Genomic DNA, 17145 nt, shown 5'->3' on the forward strand with positions numbered 1-17145 from the left:
CTTATTTTAGCAGAAGGACACGATCATGCCAGCCGCGGAAATTATCCCGACCTCAAGCGTTTCACCGGAGCCAGTCTCGCGCTGGCAGCGCGTCGGTCCAATTGTCGCGTTGCTGCTGCTCGCCCCGATTATTTCAGAAGTCCTCTACGGAGCGACCCGCCTCAGCGTGATTTTCATATTGGTCCCGGAGATTCTGACTTGGGGATGCGGCGCCTTGCTGATCCGCGAATGCGTGCGGCGCTGGAACAAGGGTTGGCCCAGCATGCTGGCAATGGGTCTGGCGCTGGCGGTCGCCGAGGAATGGGTGATTCAGCAGACTTCGATCGCGCCTCTGGTCGGGCTGGCGCAACGCGAGTATGGGCGGGTCTGGGGCGTGAACTGGGTCTATTTTCTGTGGGCTCTCGGCTACGAAAGCGTTTGGGTGGTTTTGGTGCCCGTGCAGCTCACCGAACTGCTCTTCCCCGGCCGGCGCGGGCTGGCGTGGTTGCGCACACGAGGCTTTGTCATCGCCTGCGTCATCTTCGTGTTGGGCGCTTTGATGGCGTGGTACGGATGGACGCAGAGGGCGCGCGTGATGATCTTTCACATGCCGCCATATCATCCGCCTACGAGTTACATCGTGGCAGCGGTTGGAGTCATTTTCCTGTTGATCCTCTCGGCTTACGCATTGCCCGGTCAATCGGCGGTTGCTCCGCTAAGCTCGCGCACGGCTCCGCCGCCTGCGACAGTTGGATGGACGGCGACTGCGCTCGGATCACCCTGGGCTGCTTTTGTGGTCGTGGGCTTCGGTGCCCTGCCAGCAGTCCCCTTCGGGCTTTCGTTTGCACTGGGGCTGGCATGGTGCATCCTCACTCTGTTTCTGATTCGGCGATGGACTTCCGGCACCGGTTGGGATGATCCGCATCGCTTTGCGGTGGTGTTTGGGGGAGTGCTCGGCTGCATGGTTGGAGGATTTGTCGTATTCAAAGTAGCAGGAGCCTTGCGCATCGACTGGATCGGGAAAGTGGTCCTCAACGTAGCCGCCGTTCTGTGGCTCGTGGCAGTCGGCCGCGGCATTCAACGGCGCAGCAATAACTCAGTTCGTTTACCTGCTGACTGAATCCAGGAACTGGCGCAGAACCTTGCCGACGGCTTCGGGCTGCTCCCAGGGCGAGTAGTGCCCGGCTTTTGAAATGACACGGAGCTGGCTGCCGGAAATATGTTGGCGCATGAGTTCGGCTTCGTTGACTCCGGTCATTGCGTCTTCGTCGCCGGTAATCAGCAACGTGGGAACGTTGATCGTCTTTAAGATTTCGACCGAGTCGGGGCGGGAGGCCATGCCGCGCTGCACTTGGGCGATATCTTCCGGAGAATTATTCAACGCACGCCGTAAAGATATGCGTCTTCGATATACATGCCTCCTACCTGGGAACCGCCTAACCGCGCGCCCTCGACAGATGCGGTCTTCCCGAATACAGACCGGAGAGCTTCGTAGAGAGGATTTCTAGGGCTAATCAATTGAACTCTCAAAAGTCGGGCGGAGTCGCCCTGATTCAGGCGGACTATCTCAGCCAGTTTTCGGTAGGAGTCGCGTGGGCCCAGTTCGTCAACGACCGGGCTGGCGATCACGAGATGCCACTCGCCGTCTAATAGCCAAAACATGCCTGCGATCGGAAACCGCTGACTGACCCGCAACTCATGCCAGAGATTTTTGCCAAACTCAACATCCGCGTCAGTTAGACCCATAGCGATATAAGGCATTACCACCTCCGTCTGATCCATTCCATCACGCCCGAACCCGGTTCGGTAGCCGCCGCGTAGAGGGACATGGCATCCTGCTGATCAACTACCTCATAGCGGTTCTCGTCGTTCCATTGCCAAACCGTGTTCCAATTGCTGCCAAGTTTGAGGTCAGCGCTCATTTCCGTGCCCAACTCAAACCACAATCCGGCATCAAGTTTTGCCAACTCTTCAAGTTTATGGGTATATGCCCTGTTGATAAAGCTTTTGTCGGGGAAGTCATATTGTTGCACTGCACGCGCCAAACACGCCTTTAGCGCGCACTCCACACCCAGGCCGGTCAAGTAATAGGCGCCGGTCCAGTGCCTGGACTGAAGCAGCACGCTAGCTTCTTCGAGCCTGCTATCAGCCAGCTCTTGCAGCTTTTCACGGTTCAATCGCGCGATGGGCACTCATCCTCCGAAAGGATCTTTGCTCTTGGGCCCATAGGAATTGTAGCCGCTACACGCCAACGATTCCATCCACGAATGAGCGCAGAAGCTTGCCGACGGCTTCGGGCTGCTCCCAGGGCGAGTAGTGTCCTGCTTTTGAAATGACACGGAGCTGGCTGCCTGAGATATGTTGGCGCATGAGTTCGGCTTCTTTGACGCCGGTCATTGCGTCTTCGTCGCCGGTGATCAGCAGCGTGGGAACGTTGATCGTCTTTAAAGTTTCGACCGAGTCCGCGCGGGCGGCCATGCCGCGCTGCACTTGCGCCACATCTTCCGGGGACATTTGACGCATCATCCCCAGCGCGCCATCGACCAGGTCGGGACGCATTTCGCGCGTAGTTTTCGCCAATACTTTCGGAATCATGCTTTCGAAGAACGGTTCGGTGCCGCGTTCGATCACGTCATTCGCGGCGTTCAGGCGGCTGCCGCGGGCTTCGGGGCCATCGGCCGGGGCTTTCGTGTTGCACAATCCCAGCGCGGCTATGCGGCCACGATATTTTCGCCAGAACTCGAACAGCGCATAGCCGCCGATGGAGACGCCGACGAGCGGGGCGCGACCGATGTTGGCGTCGTCCATCACGGCAGCCATGTCGCCGGCATGCTTCTCCATGGTCGCCGGGCCTTCTCCGAGTTGGGATTCGCCATGTCCGCGCAGATCAGGCAGTACGACGCGATAGCGCGTGGCCAGCGCCTCGGCGACGGGCAGCCAAAATTCGTGATTCACAGGAAAAGGATGCAGCAGAATGACTGACATGCCTTCGCCGAGGATCCAGTAGGCGATTTCGGCGTCGGAGCTTTTGACGTGGTGGGAGGGGAGGGGGGCCATGCTCGGATTAGATCATAAGCGGCGTCAAGCGTCGGGCGTCAGTCTCGGCTTTCGGAATTCGGCTCGTGGAATCTATTGAACGGCGATTCGCGAGTGAGAGCCGTCGAGCTTCGCTCGACCGGACAGCCCCTTCGACGTCGCACAGGGCAAGCTGCGGCTGTCTCCACACAAGTCGGTTAGGCTGAGGTCTGACGGCCTGGGTCGAAGGTCCGACGACCGACGACTACTGAGTTGCCACCGACTGTCCACTCACACCATGAGCCGGCAGCAGGTAGGGCTCTTCTGGCAGAACAATCCACGCGATGAAGTACGGGATAAAACCGACGCAGGTCATGATCGCCGTGATCAGCCACACCACGCGCACCAGACTCACATCGATGTCGAAATATTCTGCGAAGCCGAGGCAGACGCCGGCGATTTTTCGCCCCAGGCGCGGACGCACCAGCTTGGTTCGAGCCAGCGAAGCGCCGACGCGAAGGCCGCAATAGGCGCAAACATTGGCGTCATCCTGTATGACTTTTCCGCAGTAGTTGCAATACATGGTTCGACCCCATATTGGATGATACGCGGTTGTTAGAGAAAAGTTCCGTGTGGTTCTATGTGGGGACAGCCGCCTACTCGCGGTAGGCTTCCTTGATGTAGCGGCGGGCCTGGTCGGCGGGGCCGGTGTTGGCGTTGCCGGCGAGGACGGTTTGATACTTCTTCATGGCCAGATCGCGCTTTTGCAGCAGATCGTACATTTCTCCGGCGGCCAGGTTGGCCTTTTGCAGGACGTCGGGATCCGGGTTGGGGGCTTCATTCACTAACTCGTAGGCCTCGGCCGCGCCGGACAGATCCTTTTTGCTGCGCAGCAATTCTCCCAGGCCCCAGGCAGCCAACTCGAAGTGCAGGTTGCCATATTTCCCGTCCCGGCCGTTCTGCCACACTTTGCGATAGGTGGCTTCGGATTCGGTCAGACGGCCGGCATCCCGCTGCAAATTCGCGACCTCTGTCAGGAACAGATGATTTCTGGGATACTTCGCCGATAGTTCGTTCATATAGCCGAGGGCCTCGTCGTAGAGGTGCTCGCGGCGCAGAAACAGGGTCAGGACGACTTTGGCGTCGACGGCATTCTCGCCGTCGCTTTTGGCGACCGCGCGCAGATAGTCGAGCCCTTTCTCCGTCGACCCGCTCAACCCGGCCAGGGCGGCGCCCACTTTCACGCTCCAAGGCAGGCGTCCGATTACGTAGTTGTGCGTGCCTACGACCATTTTTGCGTCGATATAGTTGGGATCGAGTTCGAGCACATGTTCGTGATCGTGGCGGGCTCCAACCGCATTGCGCAACGCCGAAAACCAGGCTCGCTCGACCAGTCCGGTGTAGACGGCAAACTGGGCCCGGGTGACGCCGCGGCAGTAGAGGGCATTCACATCTTTGGAATTTTTCTTGAGCTCATCTTCTTCCAGGGCTTCGGCCCGCCGGACTAACTCTTTGATCCTGTCTTTCACCTTCGTGTCGGTGGGCCGTGGAGTGCGGCCAATAAAGCTGTCATTGGCGTAGTCTCCGGTGTTCATGGCTCCGGTGTCGTAGAGGTCGTGCATCAGGACCGAGGTTAACAACCGGTTGAGGGCAAAGGGATCGTTGGGACGCTTCTCGACGATTTTCTCGAACTCCTGGGTCGCGCGGTCGTACTCCATGTTGTAGAAGTGCTCGAATGCGGCGTCGGTCTGGGGATCGTGAGGAGCGCCGTGGGCCATAGCGATGGCAGGATCCGACTGGCCAAGCACAGGAATGGTGGACACGAGGAGGAACAGCAAAGGCAAACGGACCAGCATCAATTTCTGCGCGGGCTTCGAGAGATTGGATCGCTCAGTCACGGAGATCGCTTTGCATAGTTTAAACGATATCGCCTTCGCCCGATGGGCAGTCTCGCTCTGAGTGTTTCATTTGGGTGGCCGGAACCCAAGCCGGAACCATGAACGTAATGTATGTACCGTCTGCGCCAACTGTCTTCGGCGACGAGCGCTCCTATAATCCGGGTAGCGCTCAAAGGCTACGGAACCACATTTTGGTCGAAGGTTTCGTGGCCTGTGGCGAGGCAAGGTCTTTCGTAACTGATACATCTTTACTCGCTGGCGCGCGTAATTATTGCCGGTGAAGTCCTGGCCGCAGGGACTGAAGAAATTCGCAAGTGTTTGTCTGCGGAGCACTTAGAGCAAGGAGCGGCTTTGGTGGTTGGAATGCCACAAGGCTGTTAAAGCCCCCTAAGTAGGACATGTTATGGCGGAAGTAGTTCAAGAAACCCATCAAGAGTTTTGGCGCCCACCCACGCCGGCAGCGGCGGAGAGTATCGTCGTCCGCGAAGCTGTCTCGGTCTCTGCCATGGCAGAGGCGTGCCCGCGGTGTGGCAGTGAGTTCCTGTTGGGCTCCCGCTTTTGCCACAGCTGCGGCGGGCGCCGGCGCGAAGCCGTGAGCCCCGAAGCGCGCGCCGATGCGGCCGTAATTGCGAGTCTATGGGAGCAGGGAGTAGCGCGCATGAATTCGGCGGTCACGGGTTTCTCCTGGACAAGGGTTGGGACGAAGGTGGGCGAGTTCGGGCGCCAGATCACCGTTCCGAGCTGGCTCCGCTACCTGCACTTCCACGAAATCAAACGCTGGGTCGGGCTCTCGACCGGATCTTTGATCGCCTTTACTATCGGGCTTGCCTGCGTCGCCGGGGCCTTGTTGGTGGGATTGCTGACCGCCAAGACTTATGTGGATTGGCAGGCCATCCAGCTCTACCGGGTGGAATGGCTGCTGGCGGCGACTGCCGCGTTCGTGGCGGGAATCCTCCTGAAGAAACCGTCCGATAACGGCGAGTAGATCGCTATACGGAGCCGGGGGCTAAAGCCCAGGACTATCCGTTCGCTCTACGCGGCGCTGAAGCGCCGCTCTTCCACCCGTTGCTTCTTCCCTTCCACCCGTTGCTTCTTCCCTTCCACTGTTGCTTCTTCCCTTCCACCGTTGCTTCTTCTCTTCCACCCGTTACTTCTTTAAGTACTCCCGATTTAGTGCTCCTGACTTCCTGAAGATTCACTGCCTCCTGAAGTGGCGGCGCGGCGCTGCTGGCCCATACGGTAAAGATGATGTACTGGTCCGGTGCCCCGGCCCAAAGGATGTCCGTTGGAGATTGCCGCCGACACATACGTTTTGGCGAGAAGAGTTGCTTCCGCCAAGCCCCGGTCAAGTGCCAGGTGGCAGGCCATGGCGGTCGAAAATGCGCATCCGGTCCCGTGGGTTGAGTTAGAACGCTGTTTTTCGGCTTTGAACACTTCCTGCTCAATCCCACGCTCAGTCGTGAAGCTGAGAAGATCCAGGGCTTTGTCGAGATGCCCTCCGGTGATAACGACGGCGGGCGCGCCCATTTGGTGCAGTATCCCCGCGGCCGCTTTCATGGCGTCCACGTCCTTGACTGGAATACCGGTCAGGACGGCGGCCTCATCGACATTCGGAGTCACCACATCGGCTACGGGAATAAGCTGTTCGATCAACCGCCGGGTTCCAGCCGCATCCAGCAGTTCGGCCCCGGACGACGCCTTGAGGATGGGATCGAGCACGATATTCGGCAGGCGAGTTTTTCCCGCTCGATTGCCCGAGCGGGCCGCGGGTGGACTTGCGAGTTGGCCAGCGAATCGACCAGAAAGGAAATCGGCGACCGCCGTAACTACCTTTCCAGACCCCAGCATACCAACATGAATGGCGCCAATCTCGATGTCGGCTGCCAGTTCTTCAAGGGTATCCGTCACAAGCCCCGGATCTAAGGCCTCGATCCGGCGAACCCCCGCAGTGGATTGAACAGTCAGCGCTGTGATGCAGGCAATGCCATAGCAGCCATGGCTGGCGATGGTCTTAATGTCGGCGGTTACTCCAGCCCCGGAAGAGGGGTCGAAGCCCGCAATGGTAAGTACAACAGGTGGTGTTTCGGCCATGATCTTTCGTTCCGGGGCGAATCCAGCATGTCCGGTTCAGAGCCAGCATCTCACATCGGGCACGCCCCGGAAGTTACTTTTGGGGCAAGCGTTTAGAAAAATTTCCAGCCCCGGTTTTTGCAGGCACGTTGCCAAGTACCTGATTCTATGTACTTTGCCAAGAATTAAACTGTAAATCATTGATTCCAACGAACTTGTAAATTCTACTCTGGCGTTCCGATCGGGCGATTTACCATTTAGTACATGCGTAACCTTCCTGAAACAAAGGGCGTTGTCCGTATATACCTATATTAGCAATAGGTTACGTAAGACATCCATAACTAGGAGGTCATCTGCACGACCCCAAATCGCCTTGACACGAGTTTGGCAGGCCGATAGCATCTACGAACTGCAGCAAGCACGACCTATAGGCCAAGCACTTTTGAGTATGCGAGGAGAACTGAATGCGAAGATTGATAGCTCGTGGACTGGCGATTGCTTGTCTGATCGTCGGCCTAGGGGCGGCTCAGGGACCGAACATCTCGGAGGCGAAGGCAGCCCCGTTTAGTTCAAGCCAAAAGCAACCCGTAATCCGCCCACAGGCAGCTAAAGCGAAACCTTACCAAGTTGGGACCGCGTCCTGGTATGGCCAGATTTTCGAGGGAAAACCAACCGCCAGCGGCGAGCCGTACGAGATGCACGATATGACGGCTGCCCACCTGACGCTTCCCATGGGAAGCTATGTGCGGGTCACGAACCTGCGCAATGGCCGAGCCGTAGTGGTCCGGGTGAATGACCGTGGACCGATCGTTCCGGGCCGGATTATCGACCTATCCTATGGCGCCGCACAAGCGCTGCAATTCCGGCAGCGTGGACTGCAACGCGTACGTCTGGATCTGGTGAATCCGCCGCAGCAAAAGGCGGCGTACCAGACTGTCGCCTATAACCATCCCCCGGTAGAAAAACTCCCGTAAAGCGCATAGACTGGCGGGGATGCCGACATCCCTAACCAGCATTCCAGACGGCGGCTCCGGCTACCGCGGCGAAGATTTGCGCCACGGGAATTTAAGGAGCGATATTGGCGACGATGATCCGCGCCGGCGGCTCATCGTCGCTTTGGATGTGTCTTCCGCCGCCGCCGCACAGAAGGTTGTGACGGCGGTGGGAGACTCCGCATTAACCTTCAAGGTGGGCATGCAGCTCTATACCGCCGAAGGTCCGCAAATAGTGCGGGACTTGCTGGCGTCCGGGCGGCGCGTGTTTCTCGACCTGAAATATCACGACATTCCAAACACTGTGGGCGCGGCGGTAAGCGAAGCGGCGAAGCTCGGGGTAAGCATGCTGACCGTGCACGCCACTGGAAGCGGCAAGATGTTGCGGGCGGCGGTGGAAGCGGCCAAGGGCGGCACCGATTTGATGGTGCTGGCGGTGACTGTGCTTACCAGCATGGATGAAAGCGACTTGGAAACCATTGGCATGCAAGGGACAGTGCAAGAAAGCGTTGTGCGTCTGGCTTCGATTGCGCTGGCAAACGGCTGCCGAGGGGTAGTCGCGTCGGCGCGCGAGGCGTCAACGCTACGTGCGGAGTTGGGGCACAAGTTCGCTATTGTGACTCCGGGAGTGCGTCCGGCAGGCGGCAGCGTGCAGGATCAGGTCCGCGTCGTCACCCCAGCCGAGGCCATCGCAGCCGGAGCCACGCACATCGTGGTCGGGCGTCCGATCACGGAAGCGGCGGACCCGGCGGCGGCGGCGCGGGCGATTCTGGGGGAGATTGGCGCGGGATCGCGTGCCCTATAGACTCTGCATGGAGAAGTCGATAGAGGACGCGATTAGGATCATTCGCGACATCACTGTTCCCAAGAATGACGATAGCGACTGGGCACGAGCACTACGGGGTGCACGCGACATCGCATTGATCAACTTGAGCGCGGATGAACTCAATGCCGACGCATTAGACGCCCTTGACTATCAGGCGGATCCATATGAAGACGAACAGGACCAAGTTCCCTGAATACAAAGGGAAAAGCCGGAGGCGGCAACCGTAGGCTGCCGCGCTCCGGCATCTGCAACGCGATCCTGCAACTTCTCCTGAGACCGCCTTACAGCTTCTCGAAAAACTCGCAGGCTGAGCAGGAGATGTAAACTCCGCCGGGGACGCCGCGTTCGCGGTCTTTTACGCGCTTGACGATGCGCGTGGTCTTGCCGCATTTCGGGCAATCGGTGCTCTTGGTGGTGTCCATGATCTTCTTGCGGTCGGCGGTCTTCGCGATTTTGGCGCCTACGGCCATATGAGGTCTCCTGATCTTTATCGGTCAATATCTGTTCAATTTTTGCGCAGCGCAATCCGCTTTGTTCGGCCGCGGATGATGTGGATGGGAGCGTGTAAAAACCCAGGACTGCGGGGATCCACTCTGGAAGACTTTAAAGCTGCGTCTCGATTTTCTTCCGTCGTTGTTGATTTTACAGTAAGGTTGTGCCGATTGTCTTGCCCGCTATTGTCTTGCCCGGATTATGACGCGCGCGCTTGGTCCGGTTCTGAAGACGATTCTGTTCACGATCGTTGTGCCGGGGCAATGCTCGGTCTGGTCCCGTGGCTGCTGCCGGGGGGCTTTCGCCGGCCCGCGCCGGGAGCGCTGACGTGGCTCGGGATTGTAGTTTGTTTTGGGAAGGGCGATTTACTTCCGCTGCGCCTGGGAATTTGCGGTTCGCGGACTCGGCACCCCGCGCCCATCGTCTCCACGAAATTTCTCGTGACAACCGCCTTGGAGAAGTCTGCGCTAAATTGTGCCGTCGAGAAACGCTTTCAACTTTGCGCGCCCCCAATGGATGTGCTCGCGCCGGTGATGCGCCGCTCCAGTTCGGCCGCCAGTTGATGCACTAAAATGAACTGCTCTTTACCAATCTCGAAAGTAGGCATCTCGAAAGGCCGACGACTTGACCCGCACCCGCAAGACGAAATCAGATCTCCGCCGGTTGCCCACCGAACAGATTCTTCCCGCCGCGAAAGATCTCGATCGCATGTCCTCGCTCGAAATCGTTCGCCTCATGAACGCTCAAGATGCAACCGTCGCCACGGCTGTCCAGCGGGCTCTTCCGCAGATTGCTCGCGCCATTGACGCCGTCGTCGCTGGACTTCGCCATGGCGGACGGCTGATCTACGTTGGCGCCGGCACCAGTGGCCGCATTGGCGCGCTCGACGCCTCCGAGATCCCACCAACTTTCAATACCGATCCCCGCACCGTCCAATTCATCATGGCCGGAGGCCCCAAAGCTCTCGGCTCTTCCACCGAAGCCAGCGAAGATGACACCGCTCTCGCCATCGCAGAAATGAAGAAGCGCAAACCTGGCAAGCGCGATGTCGTCGTCGGCATCGCCAGCAGCGGACGAACTCCGTTCACCATCGCTGCCGCCGAATACGCCCGCCGCCGCGGCGCGCGCACGATCGCACTCACCTGCAACCGCGATTCCCCGCTCGAACGAGCTGCCGATTTCGCCATCGTCACTGAAGTCGGCGCAGAAGTCCTCGCCGGATCTTCTCGAATGAAGGCCGGCACCGCTCACAAAATGGTTCTAAATATGATCTCCACCGGAGCTATGACGCGGCTCGGCTATGTCTACGGCAACCTCATGGTCAACGTCTGGACCAAGAACGAAAAGCTGATCCAGCGCGCGATTCGCATTGTCGAACAAGCCACCGGAGCCGATCACGAGGCCGCGAGCCAGGCTCTCAAGGCCAGCGGCAATCGCACGCCGGTCGCAGTAGTAATGCTGGCGGCAGGCGTCAATAAAACCAAAGCCGGCGCCGCATTAAAGAAAACAAAAGGGCACGTCCGCCAAGCGATTGCGTCCGCAAGAAGTGAGAAATGAAATGCAGTCGGGTTCCCCACTTTCGCTGTCTTTGCGAGAAGTGGGGATTTTGAATTTCCTCAGTGCGTTCTCTGTGCCCTCTGCGGTTGAGCTCGTACTCTTTCGGACCAAAAGTCCGCACCCTCCCGATTACCCGTCTCGCGTAGGTTCCCCGCTAAAATAAGATTTACTCAGGACTTATCGTCTAGTTAGGAATCAGTCATGGACAAGTTCGTAATCCGCGGCGGAGAGCCGCTGCTCGGCACGGTGCGCGTCAGCGGCGCGAAGAATGCCGCGCTGCCCTGCATGGCCGCCGCCCTGCTCACCGATCAGCCGGTCATCTTAGAAAATATTCCGCAGGTGCGCGACATCCAGACCACGCGCAATCTGCTTGCCGCCATGGGCGCCGAGGTCGAACTCGGCTACGGACGCGCCCAGCACCGCACGACAATCCACTGCGCCAATCTCTCCAGTCCCGAAGCCTCGTACGAATTGGTCAAGACCATGCGCTCCTCGACGCTGGTGCTCGGCCCGCTGGTGGCCCGCTGCGGGCGCGCTCATGTTTCTCTGCCCGGCGGCTGCGCCATTGGATCGAGGCCCATCGATCTACACATCAAAGGCCTCGAGAGTCTCGGCGCGAAGATTACGCAGGAACACGGCTACGTCACCGCCAGCGCCGACCGCCTCAAAGGCGCGGAAATTGTTTTCGACAAGATCACGGTCACCGGCACCGAAGACCTGCTCATGGCCGCGACTCTCGCCGACGGTGAAACGATTCTTCAAAACTGCGCTCGCGAGCCCGAAGTCGCCGACCTCGCCGACCTGCTGAATAAAATGGGAGCGAAGATCGAAGGCGCGGGCACCGCGACCATCCGCGTGAAAGGCGTCAGCAAGCTCAACGGCGCGAAGCACCGCATTATTCCCGATCGCATCGAAGCCGGAACCTTCATCATCGCGGGCGCCATGACCGGAGGCGATCTCAACATCGCCGGCTGCGATCCCGCGCATCTTGACGCGCTGCTCAGCAAACTGCACGAAGTCGGCGTCAAAACAAAATCCTCCGCCGACTCCGTTCGCGTGATGGGAGACAATCCTTTCATCGCCGCCGACTTATCGACGGAAGAGCATCCCGGCTTCCCGACGGACTGTCAGGCGCAATTCATGGCGCTGGCCACGCAGGCCGAAGGCACCAGCATCATCACGGAAAATATTTTCGAGAACCGTTTCATGCACGCGCAGGAACTGGTGCGCATGGGCGCCAACATCAAGATCGAAGGTCGCCGCGCCGTCGTCCGGGGGAAGACTCCGCTCAGCGCCGCCGCCGTGCTGGCCAGCGATCTGCGCGCCTCCGCTTCGCTTGTCCTCGCCGCCCTGGTCGCCGATGGAGAAACCATCATCGACCGTGTCTACCACATCGACCGCGGCTACGAGCACATCGAAGAAAAGTTGAAGGGAGTCGGAGCGCAAATCCGCCGCATCGGAGAGATGTTTCCCAAGAAAGCAGCGGCGGTAAAGTAATTCCGCCCCGCCGCGTGCGTGCCCGCCCTACTGTAGCAGCCCGTAAACCAGCACGCTGTTGTTGGCTGGCACATACACCCGGCCGTTGGCAACTGTGGGATTCACGCGGATGATCCCCCGGCTTGAGACCTGGTCCCGAGCCACATTCTGGTTGGTGTCGTAGTACTCCTGGGTAAGATCGCTGGGGTTATAGGCCCACAGCGTGGCCGTACTTGTGGCGGTGGTTTCCCACTGCAACAGCCACACAATGCCGTTTTGCGTCCCGTTCGCCGAGATGATCGGAGCCGGGGCACGCATCTGGACCACGCCGGTGGAAGTTGCCGTGGTGGGCAGCATACCGTTGTTCAATGTAAACATCTTGGGGTAGTCGTTCTCTCCAAAAATGTATACGTTGCCCTGAAAGTAGCTCGGGATGTTGAACATGCCATTCGTCTGGGTGCGGCCAGTGGATGCCTTAATGGCGCCCACGATGTACTGCACGAGATTATTTCCCGCGGTTTGGTATCCACCGAGGCCGTCCCGATTGAGTACATAGATCGTTCCTTCCTTGCCGCCACCGATCATCAGGTGCGGATAATTTCCCGGCTGGTCGGGCAACAGCAAAACCCCGGCCGAGGAAACGTCCCAGTCAGTCCCATTGAGAGTCGCGTAATTATCTGGGGCGTAGAAATCGGCGAGTCCCAGGATGCCATTGTTCGGGGTCAGCTTCAGCACCGACGAGCCGAAGTCATCTGTAGAATCGAACGTTCCGTTTCCGGTCTGCAAAAAAATATTGCCGCTCGTATCCGCCGCAAGCCCGCCGCCCATTTGCCATACGCCTCCTTCTTTGCCGTCCGGAGTGGTGCAGAAGACGTACTTCTGTTGCAGGGTTTGAGAATCGTAACCGAGAACCCAGCCGTGATACGGTTGCGTGTCCTGGTCGCCTGCCGTAGCCACATAGACCACACTGTTGACGTCCTGGGCGGATTGGGAAAGCAGCAACCCAGGACGTGAGTTCTCGCGCAGGCCATCGAACGCCAGCACCCCGCCCGAACTGCCCTCGCCTGTCCCGGGAACCGACGCCTGGATGACAACTGGGCCGCCGAATTTCTCCTGTCCGGTGGTGATGTCCAGGGCATGCAATCGGTGGACATAACTTCCGCTGCACGCCGTCGTTTGTCCCTCCAGAGTTCGCGCTTCCACATAGATCGTATTGGTAGTGGGATCAATGACCGGAGTCGGCGTGATGCCGATAATCGACGAACTGATCCCGACACACGATCCAGGTACGGGCACTACATTGGGAGGATCGATGAAGCTTACCCTCCATAGCGCGCCAGTGGGCACTTTTCCGTCGGCATCAAAGGCGTATACGCTGTCATTGGCAGTGCCGAGATAGACTACGTTGTGGTATCCGGCACTGCCGTTCATCGGATGCGGAAGGTATACGTTGGCCACATAAAGCGGTTGGCCCTGGACTTGTGCGTCGATCGGAAGAGAAAAGAGCTTTCCAAAAGTGTTGACGTTTACGTTTTGCGGAGTGAGCACCGTTTCCTGCAAGTTCTGGCCGGTACGCGAGTTGTCATTCTTGTTGGTGTACATTCCCGCATAACTCACCAGGTATGCGGTGGCTGTGCCCGATGTGATTTTATCTGCCACGCTGATCGCACTGACCGTATGGGCGCCGATCGCAAAGGTTGCCGGTGGACTATAGAGGCCGGTCGTACTAATGGTGCCGACCGTTGCGTTGCCGCCCAAGTGGCCATCGACGAACCATCTCACGCTCGTGTTGGTTGTGCCCGTGACCGTGGCGGTGAATTGCTGGGTGACCTTCGAAGTCACCGGCGCTGACAAGGGATGTACCGCAACCGTAATGGTAGAAGGATACTGAGGGCTCGGTTCAAGCTGCCTTGAGCTGCCTTCGGCGGATTTTCCGCCAGGCAGGCCGGCGTATGAGACGGGTTGGAGGGCAGCATTCTTGCTAAAGGCGCCTTGCGCACGCTGCGGGGTAGCAATCCCTGCCAAAACAAGACCGGCGGTAACGAACAGGGCCCAGCAACCGAGGGTGGTGAGTTTCATCGGACAGATCCACGTTTCATTTGAAATGCCTCATTCGAAGAACGCCGGAAACTATACAGTCCCCTCTTCTGTTTTGGATAGTGTGAAAATATCTGCCTATGCGCCTGACAACTTGAAAGCTATCGCCGCGTCAATCCTTTGATCAGCTTCCGATATTGCGGATAGCCTGGGCAGTTCCGGCCGTTTCCCGATCTCAAAACAAAAAGCACGCGCCGGTAAAGACGCGTGCCTCTCATGCGAAGAGAAACAAAACCTGCGAGCCGGAAGATCCGCGAACAGCGAAGATATTGTCTACCGCCCGAAGTACTTGGCGTTGCGCTCGGTGAAGGCGTTCCACTTTTCCGGCAGGTCATCGAGGGCGAAGATGGCCGAGACCGGACACACCGGAACGCAGGCGCCGCAATCAATACATTCCACCGGATCGATATACAACAACTCTTCGGTCGCGTACGCGGGCTCATCTTTCTTGGGATGAATGCAGTCCACCGGACACGCATCCACGCATGCAGTGTCTTTGGTGCCGATGCATGGCTCAGCAATCACGTAGGTCATAAAAGTATCAGTCTCCTAGGAGTATGGTTCCTATTTTACTACCGCGGCGGATCGGTGACCGCACATTCTAACAAGAATGGAGGCGGCTGGTACAGGGCGGGCTCGGGCGGGCATTTCTGGTACCAAGACGATGGCCGCGGCCTGATCCGGGCCACACGAAAGTAATTTGGCGGTCCGAGATGTGAATGAGTTAATACTCAGAGATGTGCAGTGCGACCTCCACGACGAAGGCGCCTCCATGGAAATGCGAAAGATTCTGGTTTCCCTGATCACCGAAGACAACGATTACCAGCTTGAACAAGCGGCGTCGGCGCAAGCGGCCGCTCTCAGACTTGGGGCAAACGTTGAGATCATTTATTCCGGCAACGACGCCGTGCAGCAGACCCAGCAGATTCTTACCTTTATCCAAGACCCCGCCAAACGCCCCGTTGCCATTCTGACGGAACCGGTAGGTACGGGGATGCCACAGATCGCAAAGGCCGCGGTGGGAGCGGGCATCGCGTGGGGCATCATTAACACTGACGTCGACTACATCTCGCAACTGCGGCAACAAAGTTCGGTTCCGGTTTTCTGCGTCCTGTCGGATCATGAAGCCATTGGGAAGATTCAAGGCCAGCAGATTGCCGCATTCCTGGGTGAGCAGGGATGCGTCCTTCATATCGAAGGCCCTGCGGTACGCGATGTGGCGAAAGTCCGCACTAAAGGGATGCTCTCGACCAAGCCGCCGGGGATTGCGGTTAAGACCCTCAAGGGCGACTGGACTCAGAACAGCGGATACCATGCCATTAAATCGTGGCTGTCGCTGAGTACGTCGCGGCAGCTGAATGTGGGACTGATCGCATGCCAAAACGATGACATGGCGCTCGGAGCACGCCGCGCGTTTGAGGATCTGGGGAATATGAGCGAGCGCGATGCGTGGCTTCGGCTGCCCATTACGGGATGTGACGGTGTACCCCGTTCCGGCCAGGAGTGGGTTCGCCAAGGTCGCCTAGCGGCCACGGTGATTTGCCCGCCGCTGATCGGGGACGCCATGCAATTGCTGGCCACGGCCTTCACGGCCGGCGTGCAGCCTCCGGGACGCACAGTCATAGCTCCGATTTCCTTTCCTGCCCTGAAGGAGCTACAGAAACCACGCAGCGCTGGTGCGGCCGGGGGCAGGGGCTAACGGGAAGTGGGCGGTGATCAGTCATCAGTGATCAGTCATCAGTAATCGGTCATTAGTAATCAGCGATCAATTCAGTGGTCAGGGGAAGCTGCATCTTTTCATCGACCATCCCTGTAGTCGCAAAGATCAAAAGAAAAAGGCTGGCAGCGGTTTGCTGCCAGCCTTTTTCGTTTCGACTCGGATTTCTTAGCGATGTCCGCCGCCATGCCCACCGCCGCCATGGAAGCCACCGCCACCGTGGAAGCCACCGCCACCGTGGAAGCCACCGCCGCCGCGCGCTCCGCCACCGTGGAAGCTGCCGCCGCCGCGGACTGCGCCGCCATGAAAACCGCCAACGGAACCGCGACCATAGCCGCCGCGGGCAAAGCCGCGTCCGCCTACAAAGCCGCGTCCATAGAAGCCACGACCGCCTACAAAACCGCGACCGTAGTATCCACGGCCCCAGTAGCCATGTCCCCAACCCCAGCCCCAGCCGTACCAGGGACCGGCGCCGATAAAGACTCCGTTCACGAACCAGCGCGGACCGTAGAATCCGTAGGGCGCGCAAGCGTACGGATAATAAGAATAATACCCGTATGAGCATACGGGAGGCGCCGCATACGCCTGATCGTAACCCTGATCATATTGCTGATCGTTCTGCTGATCGTTTTGCTGATCGTTGTATTGTCGATTCGGGTATTGCTGATTCGGGTAAGGTTGATTGGGCTGGTTGTTGTAGCCCTGGTTGCCCTGATCGGAGTAGGTCTGGTTCTGATTATAAGTCTGGTTCTGATTCTGATCGTCGTAAGCCGGACCGTTGTCCGACTGTGCCTGCGAATAAGTCAGCGGCAGCATCAGCACGACCAGCATCGCTAAATATTTTATGTAACGCATATGAACCCCCTTGGCTCCAGATTCGCGCAGTCCTATCGAAACTGGAAACCTTCAAAGACCGTGGTCTTGGTGGTCGCCTTTTGACCATCCCGTCGGGCCACTGGCTTCTAGTTATTTGAACGCGGCAGGCGAAGAAAAGTTGCAAGATTGGAGTGGCTCATTTCAACCATC

The 17145-nt window shown here is 58.5% G+C and carries 20 protein-coding genes; 9 read left to right on the top strand and 11 right to left on the bottom strand.

What is annotated here, in order from left to right; genetic code table 11:
* The first annotated feature begins 25 nt into the window (after positions 1-25).
* The gene (locus VGM18_07170; protein HEY3972767.1) at positions 26-1099 is read left to right on the top strand and encodes a hypothetical protein; all 1074 of its coding nucleotides are present in this window, start codon (positions 26-28) and stop codon (positions 1097-1099) included.
* Here the strand turns inward: VGM18_07170 and VGM18_07175 are convergent.
* The 6 genes from VGM18_07175 to VGM18_07200 form a co-directional block, all read right to left on the bottom strand.
* Positions 1085-1360: an alpha/beta fold hydrolase gene (locus tag VGM18_07175; protein HEY3972768.1), complete on the bottom strand. Its 276-nt coding sequence runs from the start codon at positions 1358-1360 to the stop codon at positions 1085-1087. The two genes, VGM18_07170 and VGM18_07175, sit on opposite strands and share 15 nt — an antisense overlap.
* On the bottom strand, positions 1357-1740 hold the full coding sequence (locus tag VGM18_07180) for a hypothetical protein (protein ID HEY3972769.1): 384 nt from the start codon (positions 1738-1740) through the stop codon (positions 1357-1359). Before VGM18_07180 ends, VGM18_07175 begins: the two co-directional genes overlap by 4 nt.
* Positions 1740-2171: a DNA-binding protein gene (locus VGM18_07185; GenBank protein HEY3972770.1), complete on the bottom strand. Its 432-nt coding sequence runs from the start codon at positions 2169-2171 to the stop codon at positions 1740-1742. The genes VGM18_07180 and VGM18_07185 overlap by 1 nt, the downstream gene beginning before the upstream one ends.
* Before the next feature lie 49 nt (positions 2172-2220).
* The gene (locus VGM18_07190) at positions 2221-3036 is read right to left on the bottom strand and encodes an alpha/beta fold hydrolase (GenBank protein HEY3972771.1); all 816 of its coding nucleotides are present in this window, start codon (positions 3034-3036) and stop codon (positions 2221-2223) included.
* Between the two features lie 223 nt (positions 3037-3259).
* Positions 3260-3577, bottom strand: coding sequence for a PspC domain-containing protein (locus VGM18_07195; protein HEY3972772.1), 318 nt, complete (start codon positions 3575-3577; stop codon positions 3260-3262).
* 73 nt (positions 3578-3650) lie between these two features.
* Positions 3651-4892, bottom strand: coding sequence for a hypothetical protein (locus VGM18_07200; protein ID HEY3972773.1), 1242 nt, complete (start codon positions 4890-4892; stop codon positions 3651-3653).
* A 403-nt stretch (positions 4893-5295) separates the two neighbouring features.
* Here VGM18_07200 and VGM18_07205 point away from each other — a divergent pair, with 403 nt between their 5' ends.
* Positions 5296-5877, top strand: coding sequence for a hypothetical protein (locus VGM18_07205; protein ID HEY3972774.1), 582 nt, complete (start codon positions 5296-5298; stop codon positions 5875-5877).
* Between the two features lie 185 nt (positions 5878-6062).
* Here the strand turns inward: VGM18_07205 and VGM18_07210 are convergent, their stop codons facing one another.
* A complete protein-coding gene (locus VGM18_07210) occupies positions 6063-6983 on the bottom strand; it encodes a hydroxymethylpyrimidine/phosphomethylpyrimidine kinase (protein HEY3972775.1) in 921 nt (306 codons plus the stop codon).
* Between the two features lie 443 nt (positions 6984-7426).
* Between VGM18_07210 and VGM18_07215 the strand changes: the two genes are divergently transcribed.
* The 3 genes from VGM18_07215 to VGM18_07225 are packed head-to-tail and all read left to right on the top strand — an operon-like array spanning position 7427 to position 8973.
* A complete protein-coding gene (locus VGM18_07215; protein HEY3972776.1) occupies positions 7427-7936 on the top strand; it encodes a septal ring lytic transglycosylase RlpA family protein in 510 nt (169 codons plus the stop codon).
* 19 nt (positions 7937-7955) lie between these two features.
* Positions 7956-8759, top strand: a complete 804-nt coding sequence (gene pyrF, locus VGM18_07220) for an orotidine-5'-phosphate decarboxylase (GenBank protein HEY3972777.1) — start codon at positions 7956-7958, stop codon at positions 8757-8759.
* Positions 8749-8973, top strand: coding sequence for a hypothetical protein (locus VGM18_07225; GenBank protein HEY3972778.1), 225 nt, complete (start codon positions 8749-8751; stop codon positions 8971-8973). Before pyrF ends, VGM18_07225 begins: the two co-directional genes overlap by 11 nt.
* Before the next feature lie 88 nt (positions 8974-9061).
* Here VGM18_07225 and VGM18_07230 read toward each other — a convergent pair whose 3' ends face one another.
* Entirely contained in the window at positions 9062-9250 is a 189-nt protein-coding gene (locus VGM18_07230) for a hypothetical protein (protein HEY3972779.1), read from the bottom strand.
* 285 nt (positions 9251-9535) lie between these two features.
* Here VGM18_07230 and VGM18_07235 point away from each other — a divergent pair, with 285 nt between their 5' ends.
* The 3 genes from VGM18_07235 (at position 9536) to murA (ending at position 12326) form a co-directional block, all read left to right on the top strand.
* Positions 9536-9835, top strand: a complete 300-nt coding sequence (locus tag VGM18_07235; GenBank protein ID HEY3972780.1) for a hypothetical protein — start codon at positions 9536-9538, stop codon at positions 9833-9835.
* Between the two features lie 61 nt (positions 9836-9896).
* Positions 9897-10829, top strand: a complete 933-nt coding sequence (gene murQ / locus VGM18_07240) for an N-acetylmuramic acid 6-phosphate etherase (GenBank protein HEY3972781.1) — start codon at positions 9897-9899, stop codon at positions 10827-10829.
* A gap of 201 nt (positions 10830-11030) precedes the next feature.
* Positions 11031-12326, top strand: a complete 1296-nt coding sequence (gene murA / locus VGM18_07245) for a UDP-N-acetylglucosamine 1-carboxyvinyltransferase (GenBank protein ID HEY3972782.1) — start codon at positions 11031-11033, stop codon at positions 12324-12326.
* Between the two features lie 27 nt (positions 12327-12353).
* On the opposite strand, the gene VGM18_07250 is transcribed toward murA, so the two are convergent.
* Both VGM18_07250 and VGM18_07255 read right to left on the bottom strand, forming a co-directional pair.
* A complete protein-coding gene (locus VGM18_07250) occupies positions 12354-14384 on the bottom strand; it encodes a hypothetical protein (GenBank protein ID HEY3972783.1) in 2031 nt (676 codons plus the stop codon).
* 291 nt (positions 14385-14675) lie between these two features.
* On the bottom strand, positions 14676-14936 hold the full coding sequence (locus VGM18_07255; GenBank protein HEY3972784.1) for a ferredoxin family protein: 261 nt from the start codon (positions 14934-14936) through the stop codon (positions 14676-14678).
* A gap of 181 nt (positions 14937-15117) precedes the next feature.
* Between VGM18_07255 and VGM18_07260 the strand changes: the two genes are divergently transcribed.
* Positions 15118-16101, top strand: coding sequence for a substrate-binding domain-containing protein (locus tag VGM18_07260; protein ID HEY3972785.1), 984 nt, complete (start codon positions 15118-15120; stop codon positions 16099-16101).
* Between the two features lie 186 nt (positions 16102-16287).
* Here the strand turns inward: VGM18_07260 and VGM18_07265 are convergent, their stop codons facing one another.
* Positions 16288-16974: a hypothetical protein gene (locus VGM18_07265; protein ID HEY3972786.1), complete on the bottom strand. Its 687-nt coding sequence runs from the start codon at positions 16972-16974 to the stop codon at positions 16288-16290.
* Positions 16975-17145 lie beyond the last annotated feature (171 nt).

Origin of the sequence: Candidatus Sulfotelmatobacter sp. (assembly GCA_036500765.1) — a bacterium.
Classification (GTDB): Bacteria; Acidobacteriota; Terriglobia; order Terriglobales; family Acidobacteriaceae; genus Sulfotelmatobacter.